This window comes from Lysobacter sp. A378, assembly GCF_054052125.1.
The window spans coordinates 287,259-300,999 of the sequence record NZ_JBSVRK010000002.1 but is presented as its reverse complement, the minus strand read 5'-3'; the positions used below and the strand labels follow the sequence as shown (position 1 = coordinate 300,999).

Here is a 13,741-nt window from a genome sequence, read left to right as displayed (position 1 = left end):
GGGTTCGGGCAGCTCAAGCCCCCATTTACCGGAGTCCCCCATGAGCGACGTCGTCATCGTTGGTGCCAAGCGCACCGCCATCGGTTCCTTCCTCGGCCAGTTCACCGGCGTGCCGTCACCGGCGCTGGGCTCTGCTGCCATCACCGGTGCCCTCGAGCATGCCAGCCTCGCGGCCGACCAGGTCGACGAGGTCATCATGGGCTGCGTACTGCCCGCTGGGCTGGGCCAGGCACCGGCACGGCAAGCCTCGCTGAATGCTGGTCTGCCCACCTCGGCCGGCTGCACCACCATTAACAAAGTGTGTGGTTCGGGCATGAAAGCGATCATGTTTGGACACGACCTGATCAAGGCCGGCTCGGCGAAGGTCGTTGTGGCCGGCGGCATGGAGTCGATGACCAATGCCCCGCACCTGTTGAACGGCAGCCGCACGGGCGTCCGCTACGGCAGCGCCGAGTTCCTCGACCACATGGCCCACGATGGGTTGACCAACCCGTACGACGGCAAGGCAATGGGCGTGTTCGGCGACATGGCGTGCAACGAGTACCAGTTCGATCGCGCCGCGCTGGACGCGTTTTCCACCGAGAGCGTGAACCGCGCCAAGGCTGCCCAGGCCGAGGGCAGGTTCAAGGACGAGATCGTCCCGGTCACCGTCAAGACCCGCAAGGGCGAGACCGTGGTCGACACCGACGAAGAGCCGGGCAAGATCGACGTGAGCAGGATCCCGGGCTTGCGCCCCGCGTTCGGCAAGGAAGGCGTGTTGACAGCGGCGTCATCGTCGAAAATTTCCGATGGTGCTGCCGCCACCGTGTTGATGTCGGCCGAGGACGCCAGCGCACGCGGCCTGAAACCGCTGGCACGCATCGTCGCCCACGCGACCCATTCCCAGGCGCCGGAGTGGTTCACCACCGCGCCGGTCACGGCGATCAGCAACGTGCTGGAGAAGGCGGGCTGGAAGGTTGAGGACGTCGACCTGTTCGAGATCAACGAGGCGTTCTCCTGCGTCGCGATGGCGCCAATCAAGGATCTGGGGATCCCGCACGAGAAGGTCAACGTGCATGGCGGCGCGGTGGCGTTGGGACACCCGATTGGCGCCAGTGGCGCACGTCTGGTGGTGACACTCATCAATGCACTTCGCTCGCGCGGAGGCACGCGAGGTGTCGCGTCGCTGTGTATCGGCGGCGGCGAGGCGACAGCGATCGCGATCGAACTGCTCTGACTCGTTTCCCCAACGGCACCCAAACGTCAACGTTTCGTTAACGAAAAAGGCACTACGTGGCGCTTGACACGCGTCGCTCGGTTGTCATCATGTTAATGCGCGCACTAGCGCGTTGCCTAACCCTATTAACGACGAGGACTACACCATGACTTTCAACAAGGCGCTGCTCGCTATCGCCATGGGCTTTGCCCTGGCTGCCTGCTCCAACTCCCAGCAGGCTGACGACGCTGCGGCTGAAGCGGCTACTGCTTCGTCCGAGGCTTCCGAGGCTGCTGCCAACGCCGCCGCTACCGGCGACGCGATGGCTGCCGACGCTGCCCAGGCTGCTGCCGACACCGCCGCTTCGGCTGCCGATGCCGCCGCGACCTCGGCTGACGCCGCTGCCGCCGCTACCGACATGACCGGTGCCGATGACGCTGCCGACGCTGCCGAGAACGCTGCCGACGCTGCCGAGCAGGCCCAGGACGCTGCGGAAGAAGCCGCTGCCAGTGGTGATGCCGAGACCAACAACGACGGTCAGTAATCCGTCCTGGTTGTCAGCTGTACCGAAAGCCGCCGGGGTATCCCGGCGGCTTTTTTGATGGCCTTCACATTCCTTTACAGGCAAAGCCTCAATAGTGCGCCCGCCGGCAGAACCGGCGACCCAACGCAGTTTCACTGCCGACAAACCCAGGAGTCCACCATGAACTACAAGATCACCGCCCTTCTTGCTGCCAGCGCGTTTGCCCTTGCCGCCTGCAATTCGCCAAACGCCGACCAGCAAGCCAATGAAGCCGCCGCCCAGGCCGAAATTGCCGGCGACCAGGCTGCCGCTGCTGCGTCGTCAGCCGCGGATTCCGCCGCTGCCGGGATTGATGCTGCCGCTACCAACACCGCCGACGCCATCGACTCGGCTGCTGCCAGCACCGCTGACGCTGTCGACTCGGCCGCAACCAGCGCCGATGCCGCCGCAGATCCGTTGCAGCAGGCGTACGAGGAAGGCAAGGCGAATGCCGCCGGTACGATCGGCGAGGCTGCCGACAGTGTCTCCGCTAAAATGAAGCAGGAGCAGGCGGAAGCCGAGGCCGAGGCGGACGCCGAAATCCAGGACTGATCGCCTCGATCATCCCGTTACTCCAAACCCGGGCCCGCGTCATGCGGACCCGGGTTTTTTCATGTCTGGCTCGAACTGCCATTGGCGAAGTTGCCGGACGGGTATCCTGTAGCCCCTGGACCATCACCGACAGAACGCCGCATGCCCGTACTCAGTTCCGCGCTCGATCCGCGCTCGCAGGATTTCAAGGACAACGTCGCTTACCACCGCGCGCTGGTTGATGAACTGGACAGCCGGTTGCTGCGCGCTGCACACGGCGGCGGCGACAAGGCGCGCGACCGGCACACCGCTCGCGGCAAGTTGCTGGTGAGGGACCGCATCACTGCCCTGCTCGACCCGGGCTCGCCGTTCCTGGAGATCGCCCCATTGGCGGCAGGCGGCATGTACGACGACGCCGCGCCAGCGGCCGGCATGGTTTGCGGTATCGGCCGGGTGCAGGGCCTGGAGGTGGTGGTGGTCGCCAACGATGCCACCGTCAAGGGCGGCACCTACTTCCCGATGACGGTCAAGAAACATCTGCGCGCACAGGAAGTCGCACGCGAGAACCATTTGCCGTGCATTTACCTGGTCGACTCCGGTGGCGCCTTCCTGCCCTTGCAGGACGAGGTGTTTCCGGACAAGGAGCACTTCGGCCGGATCTTCTACAACCAGGCCCGCATGAGCGCGGACAACATCCCCCAGATCGCCGTGGTCATGGGCAGTTGCACCGCCGGCGGCGCGTATGTGCCGGCGATGAGCGACGAGTCGATCATCGTCAAGGAACAGGGCACCATTTTCCTCGGTGGGCCGCCGCTGGTGAAAGCTGCCACCGGTGAGATCGTCGATGCCGAAACCCTCGGTGGCGCCGACGTCCACACGTCGATCTCCGGCGTTGCCGATCACTTCGCCGAGGACGATCGCCACGCGCTGCAGATCGCCCGCGGGATCGTCGGCACGCTCAACCGCAAGAAGGTCGTGCCGGTCGCGGTGCAGCCCGTGTGCGAGCCACTATTCGCCGCCGAGGAGCTGTACGGCATCGTGCCGAAGGACACCCGCCGCCCCTTCGACATCCGTGAGGTAATTGCCCGCGTCGTCGACGGCAGCGAGTTCCAGGAGTTCAAGGCGCGCTACGGCAAGACCCTGGTCACCGGCTTCGCGCACCTGCACGGCTACCCGGTCGGCATCGTGGCCAACAACGGCATCCTGTTCGCCGAGAGCGCGCTCAAGGGCGCGCACTTCATCGAGCTGTGCAACCAGCGCGGAATCCCGCTGGTGTTTCTGCAGAACATCACCGGCTTCATGGTCGGCAAGAAGTACGAGCAGGCCGGCATCGCCAAGGACGGGGCGAAGATGGTCACTGCGGTGGCCTGCTCGCACGTGCCCAAGTTCACCGTGGTGATTGGCGGCAGTTTCGGCGCCGGCAATTACGCGATGTGCGGGCGCGCCTATGGTGGCCGGTTCCTGTGGATGTGGCCGAACGCGCGGATCAGCGTGATGGGCGGCGAACAGGCGGCCTCGGTGCTGGCGACGGTCAAGCGCGACGGCATCGAGGCGCGCGACGGGACTTGGACGACCGATGAGGAAGAGGCGTTCAAGGTACCGCTGCGCGAGCAATACGAGTCGCAAGGCAGCCCGTACTACGCCAGCGCCCGGCTGTGGGACGACGGCATCATCGACCCGGCCGACACCCGTCGCGTGCTTGGACTGGGGCTGTCGGCCGCGTTCAATGCGCCGGCCCAAGGTGAGCCCGGCACCCGCGGAACCCACTTCGGCGTGTTCCGGATGTAGTTCCTGCCGTACTGGCACGAGCGCGGCAACGCTGATCTGTCCACGGCGCCGCAGTGTGATGGGATGCACTGATGAACACGGCTTTCCTGTCGGTCGGCTGAAGGGAATGTGCTTTTCAGGCCGGTTTCACATCAAGGAGGCGTGAAGTCGGTGCTAGATTCGGAGGTCCCTGATTCGATGGACCTTGCAACCGATGGCTATCTGGAAAGAACCCGCCTCCTCAAAATCACCGGCGCCTGCCCCGGCTGCCCCGCCGGCGCCTGTTCAATCGGTACCGACCCCGACCCCGGAAGCGGCCCGGTTCGATGCCCCATCGACCCGTGAAGTGGCTGCACCGGGCCGCAACGAATCATCGATGAAGGAATCGCTGATTGCCGCCGACCTGACCATCGAGGGAAAAATCGAAGGTACCGGGCACGTGCGCATTGCCGGCAAGTTCAACGGCGATGTCAACGTCCAGGGCAACCTGACGATCGAGACCGGCGCCAAGCTGACCGGCGGCGTACGCGCGCAGAAGGTCATCGTTGCCGGCGAGCTGGAAGGCAACATCGAGTCGGCGCAACGGGTCGAGGTGCTGGAGTCGGGTGCGTTGATCGGCGACGTCAAGGCCGGATCGCTGATTGTCGCCGCCGGGTCGCGGATGCGCGGTCAGGTCGAGTTCGGCTGGGGTGACAAGGGCTACGACAAGGCCGAGAACAAATCCCAGAACAACTCGGGCAACAAGCCTGCCAACCAGTCCGGCACCAAGACGGGCCTCGAAAGCCTCGCATGAGCACACCGCGCCCGGGCACTGCGGGCGCGACCCGCACCTGCCCGCATTGCAAGACCACGATCCTGGAAAGCTCCAGCGTGTGTCCGCAATGCCGTGGACACCTGCGGTTTGATGCCGGCCCAGCCGCCGCAGCCGCGGTAACCGCCTTGAAGGTTGAAGGCACCATTCCGGCCCCCGCCGATGGTGCCTGCGAGTACTCGATGGTGCTGTCGATCCGCGACGGCCGCGGCAAGGAGATCAACCGCCAGGTGGTCGGCGTGGGTGCGCTGCACCCGGGCGACGAGCGGACCTTCAGCCTGGTGGTGGAAGCCACCGAAAGCACCGGTAAAAAAACCCGCCGCCCTCATTAGGGCGGCGGGTACCTGCAACACATTCCGGTTAGCACATTCCGGTCAGCGCGCTTTCAAACTGGCGTGCTCAAGCTGGCGTGCTCAAGCTGGCGCGTGGCTTACCGCGCCAATGCCGCGCGGCGATTGCCCCAGAACCCGATGATGATGATCGCCAGCGTGACCAGCTGCGCCAGCACGCCTTGCAGGGTTGGATAGATCCCCAACAGCGCGATCCGCGGAAAGCTGACGACCGACACCGACAGCCAACCGGCCTCCTGCAGCGCGGCAACACCCTTGCCCGCCAGCACCACGGCCAGTACGGCAATCAGTATCGAGCTGACAGAGAAGAAGGTGGAAATCGGCAGCTTCCGGCTGTACCGCAGCATCGCCCAGGCGATACCCGCCAGTACCACCGCGCCGGCGGCACCACCGGCCAGGATGGCATTGCCATTACCCTGACTCCACAGCGCGGCGTAGAACAGCACGGTCTCGAAGACTTCGCGGTACACCACCACGAATGACAGCAGGAACAGGAACCATGCCGACCGTTTCGACAAGGCGTGGGAAAGCTTTTCCTTGATGTAGCGCTGCCATGCACCGGCCTGGCTCTTGCCGTGCATCCAGATGCCGACGAACAGCAGCACCGCCGCGGCAAACAGGGCCGCGAACCCTTCGGTCAGTTCGCGGCTGGCACCGCTGATGCTGACCAGGTAGGTCGCCACCACCCACGTCAGCCCGCCTGCCAGCAACGCGGAGACCCAGCCGGCATGCACGTACGGCATGACCTCGGTGCGGTTGGCCTTGCGCAGGAACGCAATCATCGCAATCAGGACCAGCAACGCCTCCAGGCCCTCTCGCAGCAAGATGGTGAAAGACCCCACGAAGGCCGTCATGTTGCTCGCCATCCCCGGGGCGAGCGCCGCCTCGGCCCTGACGAACAAGCCGTCGACGACCTCGACCTGCGCCTGTATGTCTTCCACGCTCGCCGAGCGGCCGATGCGCGAACGCAACTCGGCCATGGCGGTTTCGATCTCCACCATCAGCGCGCCATCACGCGCCGCCAGCAACGGCTCCACCGGCTCGAACCCATCCAGGTAGGCGGACAGCGCCAGATCGCGCGCCTTGCGCTGATCGCCTGCCGCATACGCCCGGGTACTTTCGAGCAGACGCGAGCGGGCCAGGGCCAACGATCCTTCCGGCTTGGCCTGCACTACTTCAGGATGGCGACGCAGGTAAGCCGTCACCGCCTTGGCATCGTCCTCGCCAATGCTCTGGGCAAGGGCGGCCGGGGTCACCTGGGTCAAGGTTCCCAGATCCGGAAACCGCGCACGCAGCGACTCATCGCCGTTCCACAGACGCTCGCCCGGTGCCGCCAGCTCATCCGGATACGCGTACTGGCCGATATAGAACGACAGCGCCCAGCGGTCTTCCGATGGCAGGTGCGCATAGCTGGCCATGCCGGTGCCTTCCAGGCCCTGTTCGATCACCTGGTAGAGCGCGAACACACTGCGCTCGCGGGCGCGCGACTCATCGGTGAAGTCGATCGCCGGCGGGTCCAGCGCGATCCCTGCCGGGCCATCGCCGGCACCGGTCTTGCCATGACAGCTGGCGCACTGCTGCTGGTAGAGGTCGGCCGCCCGGGCCAGGTCCGGTGCACTGGAGGGCGCCAACGGCATCGGATGGGCCGCCAGTAATTCGCCGCCAAGATTGCGCGCCAGCGAGGCCACTTCCCCGGGGGTGGCCTTGTTCTCAATGGCAAGTTGCAGGGCTTTCGCGCCATCCTTCAGGCGCGCCCGGGTGTCGCTCGGCGGCAGGGCATCCAGGCGCTCGCTTACCGCGTTGGAAAACTCGGTCATCTCCGCGTATTCGGCTTCGCTCACGACCTCTCCGCCTTCCGCGGCGACGGCAACGGCATAGTCCACCGCGATGTAGTCGAGCAGGCGCCACGCGGTCTGCGCGTCCTGGTTCACTGGCTCGTTCACCGGCTGGTTGGCGGACTGGTCGGCAAGCGGGTCGTCTGCGTACACAGGCAGCGTGAATGACAACATCAGCGAAATGGCAAGCAGACGCAGGGCAATGAGCATCGGAATCACGCGGAAAGGGACCCGCGGATTCTACTTCATAATGAGAATTGGTCGCATCCCGGTCGTGGATGATTGGTTGCCGGAGCACGACGGCTATCATTCAACCAGTCCCGCAACCGCCGAGTACCGATGACCAACCCGCTGCTGAACCTGCGCGAGGGCCCCGTCGCCCGACTGCGTATGAACCGTCCCGTGGTCCACAACGCATTCGACGCCATGCTGATCTCGGCGCTGACCGGTGCACTGGAGAGCCTGGGTGGGGACGACAGCGTGCGGGTCGTGGTGCTGGAAGGTGAAGGCGCGTCGTTCTCGGCCGGGGCCGACCTCAACTGGATGCGCGGGATGGCCGACGCCAGCGAGGCCGAGAACCGCGACGACTCGCTCGCGCTGGCACGGCTGATGCGCACCCTCGATGAGATACCAAAGCCGACCATCGCCAAGGTCCACGGCGCGGCGTTTGGCGGCGGTGTCGGACTGGTCGCTTGCTGCGACATCGCGATCGGCGTGCCGGAGGCGAAGTTCGGGCTGACCGAGAGCAAGCTGGGCCTGCTGCCGGCGGTGATTTCGCCGTATGTGATCGAGGCGATCGGTGCGCGCCAGGCGCGGCGCTGGTTTGCCACCGCCGAGATTTTCGATGGCCGCCAAGCCTGCGCGATGGGCTTGCTGCACGACGTGGTCAACGCCACCGCCCTGGACACCGCGGTGCAACGGCAGATCGACTTGCTGTTGAAGGCCGGCCCGGTGGCTTCGGCGCAAGCCAAGTCGCTGGTGCGCCAGGTCGCGTCCCATCGTGATGGCGCGCGCCACGACGCCGACAACGCCAGCCTGATCGCCGGGCTGCGGATATCGGCGGAGGGCCAGGAAGGGCTGGCGGCATTCCTCGACAAACGCAAGCCAGGCTGGTGCCAATGACCGCCCGTGCGTCCGCCACCCTTCCCAGCAACCCCCTTGACGCGAGCCCCCGCATGTTCAACAAGATCCTGATTGCCAACCGCGGCGAGATCGCCTGCCGGGTCATCCGCACCTGCCGTGAACTGGGCATCCGCACCGTCGCGGTGTACTCCACCGCGGACGCCGATGCCCAACACGTGCGCCAGGCCGACGAGGCGTACTGCATCGGTGGGCCCACCCCTGCGGAAAGTTATCTGCGCGGCGACGCCATCATCGATATCGCCACCCGGACCGGCGCGCAGGCGATCCACCCGGGGTACGGTTTCCTGTCGGAAAACGCCGATTTCGCCGAGGCCGTCGAAGGCGCCGGCATGGCGTTCATCGGGCCCAAGGCGGCCTCGATGCGCAAGATGGGCAGCAAGGCCGGCGCCAAGGACCTGATGCAGGCCGCCGGGGTGCCGGTGGTGCCGGGCTATACCGGCCAGGACCAGGCGCCCGCCCACTTGCAGGCCGAGGCGGACCGGATCGGTTACCCGCTGATGATCAAGGCCGCGCACGGCGGCGGCGGCAAGGGCATGCGGATCGTGCGCGAGTCGGACGAATTCCTGTCCAATCTGGAATCCTGCCAGCGCGAGGCGAAGAACGCATTCGGCCGTGACCGGGTGCTGCTGGAACGCTATGTCCAGCAACCGCGTCATATCGAGTTTCAGGTATTTGGCGACGACTTCGGCAATGCAATCCACCTCGGCGAGCGCGAATGCTCGGCCCAGCGGCGTTACCAGAAAGTGCTGGAGGAAGCGCCCTCGCCGTTCCTGACCCCGGCGCTGCGCGAACAGATGGGCGAGGCCGCGGTCATGGCGGCGCGGGCGATCGACTATGTCAATGCGGGCACGGTGGAGTTCATCGTCGGCCAGGATGCCGATGGCAAGCCGGCAGGCTTCTACTTCATGGAGATCAACACCCGCCTGCAGGTCGAGCATCCGGTGACCGAGCTGGTGACCGGACTGGACCTGGTCGCCTGGCAATTGCAGGTCGCCGCCGGTGAACCGCTGCCGCTGGCGCAAGACCAGATTGAACGCCACGGCCATGCGGTCGAAGTACGCCTGTATGCAGAAGACCCGGAGGCCGGCTTCCTGCCCGGCTCCGGCAAGCTGGAGCGTCTGCGGCTACCGGCACCCGGCCCGCATGTCCGGATCGATTCGGGCGTGATCGAAGGCGATGCGGTGACGATTTTCTACGACCCGATGATCGCCAAGCTGATCGTCCATGACGTCGACCGTCCGCGCGCGTTGGCCCGGATGCGCGACGCGTTGGCGCAGTGCGGGATCAGCGGCCCCAAATCCAATATCCCGTTTCTGGAGCGCCTGGTGCGGCACCCGACGGTCGTCGCCGGCACCATCGACACCGGGTACCTGGATCGCCACCTCGAGCAATTCATACCAGCCAACGACGAGATCGATACCGACTTGCTGCTGGCCGCCACGGTAACCAGCCTGCTGGGACAGGAACGAAACGCCGCCCGGTTGGCCGAGAACTCCGGCGACCCGGGTTCACCGTGGGCCATCGCCGATGGCTGGCGCCTGGGTCACGGCAGCCTGCGCAGCCTCGCCTTCGGGTACCGGGAACAACGCATCGAAGTTCGCGCCAGCGGCAGCGATGGCAACTATCGTGTCGATACTGGCGGCGACACCCACCAGGTCACCGGCGCGCGGCTGGCAGGCGGGTCGCTGAGCCTGCGCATCGCCGAGCGCGCGCGGCGCTTCCAGGTGCTCGACCAGGACCGTCATGTCATTGTCCACGACGGCGACCAACGGCTTCGCCTGCAGCCATTGGCGATGTATTGTCATCAGGAAAGCGGTTCAGGCACCGGCGCGGACAACGTCGTTGCACCGATGCCGGGGCGCGTCGTGGTAGTGAAGGTCGCAGCTGGCGAGGTCGTCCAGTCCGGCCAGGAGGTGATGGTGATCGAGGCGATGAAGATGGAGCTCAGCCTGAAGGCACCGCGCGACGGGACCGTTGCCGAGGTCCGCGCGCAGGCCGGCGAGTTTGTCGACGCCGATGCGATCCTCGTCACCCTGGACCCGGTGGAATGAAGCCCGTGGTCCGCATCGTCGAGGTTGGCCCGCGCGATGGCCTGCAGAACGAGAAGGCGATCGTCGCCACCGCGGACAAGATCGAGCTGATCGACCGGCTGTCTGCGACCGGCCTGCAAAGTATCGAGGCCACCAGCTTCGTCAGCCCCAAATGGGTACCGCAACTGGCCGACGCCGCCGAAGTCTATGCCGGTATTGCCCGCAAACCGGGCGTGGACTATCCGGTACTGGTCCCCAACGAGAAAGGCTACGAGCGCGCACTCGCCGCCGGCGTCCGCGAAGTCGCGGTGTTCACTGCGGCCTCGGAAGCTTTCAACCAGAAGAACATCAACGCCTCGATCGCCGAATCGCTGGTCCGTTTCGCCCCCATCCTGCAACGGGCCAGGGCCGACGGCATCAAGGTCCGCGGCTATGTGTCCACGGTACTGGGCTGCCCCTACCAGGGCGACGTGCCGTTGGCCGATGTGGTCCGGGTTGCACGCGAACTGCACGTCATGGGCTGCCATGAAATCTCATTGGGAGACACCATTGGCGTGGGCACGCCGGGCAAGGCGCGCGCGATGCTCAAGGCCGTCGCCGGGGAAGTCCCGATGACGGCACTGGCGGTGCATTTTCACGACACCTACGGCCAGGCGCTGTCCAACATCCTGGCGTGCCTGGAAGAAGGCGTCGCGGTGGTCGACTCGGCGGTCTCCGGCGTGGGTGGTTGTCCTTATGCGCCCGGCGCCAGCGGCAACGTCGCCAGTGAGGACGTGGTCTACATGCTGCATGGTCTGGGCATCCATACCGGCATCAATCTCGAGCTGCTGGCCGAAACCGGGCGCTGGTTGTCCAGCCGCCTGAGGCGGGAGACCAGCAGTAAAGTCGGCAAGGCAATGGCGGTGTAGATTGAAGCGCAAGCCACCCGCACGAAGTCCGTCAGCACCGCTTGGCCCGCTGGATGCATCGGCGGTGTTGATGGCGTTGGACCAGGCCGGCCAGGACACCACCCTGTCCCCCGCGCTGGCGACCGTCCTGCAGCAGGCCCGGGCCGCACTGCAGCAGTCACTGGGCAACGAAGCGTCCGCGCAGCAGCGCTACCGGGCGTTGTTTGACGCCATGCCGGATCCGATCAGCATCATTGCCTGGGACGGCACCGTGCTGGACCTCAACAAGGCCGGGGTCGCCGCATACCAACGCCCCCGGGATGAGATTGTCGGCCAGCCAATCGACCTGTTGAACCCTGACCTGCCGCCCGGCCACATGGGTCCGGTGCACGACGCGCTCGCGCGCGGGCAGAGCTATGTGATTGAAGTCACCAACCGGCGAGCGGACGGCAGCCGGTTTCCGGTCGAAGTCCATTCGGCCAATTTCGAATACGACGGCCAGCGCTGCCTGGTTGCGGTCGCGCGCGATCTCAGCGCCCGCGTCGATGCCGAGGTCCGCTTCCGTGAACTGACCGAGATGGTCGACAAGGGCATCGTGGTGCGCAACGCCGACGGGCACACCACCTACGCCAACGCGGCCGCGATCCGGTTGATGGATGCCGAACAGAGCACGAGCATCGATGAGGTGTTCAAGGACGGTCGCTGGCTGATGGTGGACGAGAGTGGCAAGGCACTGCCCGACAATGCCCTGCCATCGTCCCGCGCCTTGGCCACCGGCAAGCCGGTTGGACCCGAAGTGATCGGCTTCTTCAACCAGCGACGACACGAGCTGATCTGGCTGTCGGTGATCGCGGTGCCTCAGTTTGTCGCCGGTGCGGACAAGCCACACCAGGCGTTGTCCGTATTCCACGACGTCACTGCGCTCAAGCGCGACAGCACGCTGTTCGAGCGCGCACAGGCACTGGCCCACATTGGTGGCTGGCAGTGGGACACCGGACGCAACCATCTGTACCTGACCAACGAGGCACAACGCATCATCGGACGCGATCCGGCCCCGGACACGATGGAAGGCCTGCTGGATTGCCTGGTCGAATCCGACCACCGACGCTTGCGCCAGGCGCTGGACCAGACCATGGAAAGCCGGCAGGGCCTGCAACTTGAACTGCAAGGCAGGCGTGGCGATGGGCATCAGTTCTGGATTCGCGTGATCGGGGAGGCTCAGGTCGCCTCGCCCTTGAGTGCCACCCTGACCGGTACCGTGCAGGACATCACCGAGGACAAACAGGATGAGGAAACCCTGCGTGTAGAAGCACGCACGGACCCGCTGACCGGCCTGTTGAACCGCGATGCACTGCGCATCGAGATTGAAGCGCGCCTGGGTGATTCATGCCAATCGGCGTTGGCGGTTTTATACATCGACCTGGACCGGTTCAAGGTCGTGAACGATGTGCTCGGCCACGCGGCGGGAGACCGGCTGCTCTCGTCTGCCGCACGGCGCATCCAGCGTGCGGTCGGCACGGAAGGACTGATCGCCCGCTTTGGCGGCGACGAGTTCCTGGTGCTGTGCTCGCTTGAGGACGATCCTGCCCGACCGGCACGGTTGGCCGACCGCATCCTGGAGATATTTGCCGATGCGTTCCGCATGGACGGCGAGGAGTTTGCGATCACCGCCAGCATCGGCATCGCCCAGTCGCCGCAGGACGGCGGCCACGCCCAGCAACTGATCAAGAATGCGGACGTGGCGATGTATGCCAGCAAGCGCCGCGGTCGCAACAGCTGGCAGGTATTCAGTCCCGAGCTGGCCGCCGAGCAACAACATCGCCAGCAACTGGAAACCCAGCTACGCCATGCCATCGACAACGACGAGTTCCGCCTCGTCTACCAACCCCAGGTCGATCTGGCCAGCGGCCGGCTGATCGCGGTCGAGGCGCTGATTCGCTGGAACAACGAATTGCTGGGGGAGATCCAGCCGGACCATTTCATCAGCCACGCCGAAACCACCGGCGACATCATCGGAATCGGCAGTTGGGTCATTCGACAGGCGTGCTGGCAACTGGGCCAATGGCGCAGCCGTGGGTTGGAGATCAATCGCGTCGCGGTCAACGTGTCCTATCGCCAGTTCCTGGGCAAGGACCTGGCAACGGCTGTGGAGGCCGTGCTGCTGGAATTCGGCCTGCCGGGCAGCGCACTGGAGCTGGAATTCACCGAGCGGGTGCTGATCGAGGATGAGCCCGACACCCAGCACGCCTTCGCGGCACTGCGCGAGATGGGGGTGACGCTGACGATCGATGATTTCGGCGAAGGCTACAGCGCCCTGAACTACCTGCGCCGGCTGCCGATCCATGGGCTCAAGCTGAGCCAGGTGTTCGTCCAGGGCATCCCCGGGAACGCCTCCGACGTCGCCGTATGCGAGGCGGTCATCGGCATTGCCCGCAGCCTCGGTCTGGAGCTGGTAGCCGAAGGCGTGGAGACTCCGGAGCAACGCGATTTCCTGATCAAACTCGGGGTCAGTGTCGGGCAAGGTTTCCTGTTTGCCGAAGGCTTGTCGCCTGAAGCACTGGAAGACATGTACGCATCGGCGGCGGTGCCAGCGAAATAGTCCGCGGCAGCCATTCGCCGCCCCCGCGCCG

Annotated in this window: 11 protein-coding genes; 10 read left to right on the top strand and 1 reads right to left on the bottom strand. The window is 65.5% G+C overall.

Annotation, left to right across the window (positions count from 1 at the left end; genetic code table 11):
• The first annotated feature begins 40 nt into the window (after positions 1 to 40).
• The 6 genes from ACW7G1_RS07315 (at position 41) to ACW7G1_RS07290 (ending at position 5,198) form a co-directional block, all read left to right on the top strand.
• The gene (locus ACW7G1_RS07315) at positions 41 to 1,216 is read left to right on the top strand and encodes a thiolase family protein (protein ID WP_456979104.1); all 1,176 of its coding nucleotides are present in this window, start codon (positions 41 to 43) and stop codon (positions 1,214 to 1,216) included.
• A gap of 145 nt (positions 1,217 to 1,361) precedes the next feature.
• Complete coding sequence (locus tag ACW7G1_RS07310; RefSeq protein WP_456979103.1) at positions 1,362 to 1,739, top strand: hypothetical protein; 378 nt, start codon at positions 1,362 to 1,364, stop codon at positions 1,737 to 1,739.
• 159 nt (positions 1,740 to 1,898) lie between these two features.
• Positions 1,899 to 2,309, top strand: a complete 411-nt coding sequence (locus ACW7G1_RS07305; protein ID WP_456979102.1) for a hypothetical protein — start codon at positions 1,899 to 1,901, stop codon at positions 2,307 to 2,309.
• A gap of 141 nt (positions 2,310 to 2,450) precedes the next feature.
• A complete protein-coding gene (locus tag ACW7G1_RS07300; protein ID WP_456979101.1) occupies positions 2,451 to 4,076 on the top strand; it encodes a carboxyl transferase domain-containing protein in 1,626 nt (541 codons plus the stop codon).
• 193 nt (positions 4,077 to 4,269) lie between these two features.
• A complete protein-coding gene (locus tag ACW7G1_RS07295) occupies positions 4,270 to 4,848 on the top strand; it encodes a bactofilin family protein (RefSeq protein ID WP_456979100.1) in 579 nt (192 codons plus the stop codon).
• The gene (locus ACW7G1_RS07290) at positions 4,845 to 5,198 is read left to right on the top strand and encodes a hypothetical protein (protein ID WP_456961199.1); all 354 of its coding nucleotides are present in this window, start codon (positions 4,845 to 4,847) and stop codon (positions 5,196 to 5,198) included. Before ACW7G1_RS07295 ends, ACW7G1_RS07290 begins: the two co-directional genes overlap by 4 nt.
• Positions 5,199 to 5,296: 98 nt before the next feature.
• Here ACW7G1_RS07290 and ACW7G1_RS07285 read toward each other — a convergent pair whose 3' ends face one another.
• A complete protein-coding gene (locus tag ACW7G1_RS07285; protein WP_456979099.1) occupies positions 5,297 to 7,261 on the bottom strand; it encodes an FTR1 family protein in 1,965 nt (654 codons plus the stop codon).
• Positions 7,262 to 7,390: 129 nt separating this feature from the next.
• On the opposite strand from ACW7G1_RS07285, the gene ACW7G1_RS07280 reads away from it, so the two are divergent.
• The 4 genes from ACW7G1_RS07280 to ACW7G1_RS07265 are packed head-to-tail and all read left to right on the top strand — an operon-like array spanning position 7,391 to position 13,710.
• Positions 7,391 to 8,173: an enoyl-CoA hydratase-related protein gene (locus ACW7G1_RS07280; protein WP_456979098.1), complete on the top strand. Its 783-nt coding sequence runs from the start codon at positions 7,391 to 7,393 to the stop codon at positions 8,171 to 8,173.
• A 53-nt stretch (positions 8,174 to 8,226) separates the two neighbouring features.
• The gene (locus ACW7G1_RS07275; RefSeq protein WP_456979097.1) at positions 8,227 to 10,245 is read left to right on the top strand and encodes an acetyl/propionyl/methylcrotonyl-CoA carboxylase subunit alpha; all 2,019 of its coding nucleotides are present in this window, start codon (positions 8,227 to 8,229) and stop codon (positions 10,243 to 10,245) included.
• Entirely contained in the window at positions 10,242 to 11,132 is an 891-nt protein-coding gene (locus ACW7G1_RS07270) for a hydroxymethylglutaryl-CoA lyase (protein ID WP_456979096.1), read from the top strand. Before ACW7G1_RS07275 ends, ACW7G1_RS07270 begins: the two co-directional genes overlap by 4 nt.
• A 1-nt stretch (position 11,133) precedes the next feature.
• The gene (locus ACW7G1_RS07265; protein ID WP_456979095.1) at positions 11,134 to 13,710 is read left to right on the top strand and encodes a sensor domain-containing protein; all 2,577 of its coding nucleotides are present in this window, start codon (positions 11,134 to 11,136) and stop codon (positions 13,708 to 13,710) included.
• The last annotated feature ends 31 nt before the right edge of the window (positions 13,711 to 13,741 follow it).

Bases quoted from the DNA above. Each gene is read 5' to 3' on its own strand.
- ACW7G1_RS07310 (WP_456979103.1), top strand. From the start codon at position 1,362: ATGACTTTCAACAAGGCGCTGCTCGCTATCGCCATGGGCTTTGCCCTG.
- ACW7G1_RS07270 (WP_456979096.1), top strand. From the start codon at position 10,242: ATGAAGCCCGTGGTCCGCATCGTCGAGGTTGGCCCGCGCGATGGCCTG.
- ACW7G1_RS07295 (WP_456979100.1), top strand. From the start codon at position 4,270: ATGGCTATCTGGAAAGAACCCGCCTCCTCAAAATCACCGGCGCCTGCC.
- ACW7G1_RS07280 (WP_456979098.1), top strand. From the start codon at position 7,391: ATGACCAACCCGCTGCTGAACCTGCGCGAGGGCCCCGTCGCCCGACTG.
- ACW7G1_RS07290 (WP_456961199.1), top strand. From the start codon at position 4,845: ATGAGCACACCGCGCCCGGGCACTGCGGGCGCGACCCGCACCTGCCCG.
- ACW7G1_RS07285 (WP_456979099.1), bottom strand. From the start codon at position 7,261: ATGCTCATTGCCCTGCGTCTGCTTGCCATTTCGCTGATGTTGTCATTC.
- ACW7G1_RS07275 (WP_456979097.1), top strand. From the start codon at position 8,227: ATGTTCAACAAGATCCTGATTGCCAACCGCGGCGAGATCGCCTGCCGG.
- ACW7G1_RS07305 (WP_456979102.1), top strand. From the start codon at position 1,899: ATGAACTACAAGATCACCGCCCTTCTTGCTGCCAGCGCGTTTGCCCTT.
- ACW7G1_RS07315 (WP_456979104.1), top strand. From the start codon at position 41: ATGAGCGACGTCGTCATCGTTGGTGCCAAGCGCACCGCCATCGGTTCC.
- ACW7G1_RS07300 (WP_456979101.1), top strand. From the start codon at position 2,451: ATGCCCGTACTCAGTTCCGCGCTCGATCCGCGCTCGCAGGATTTCAAG.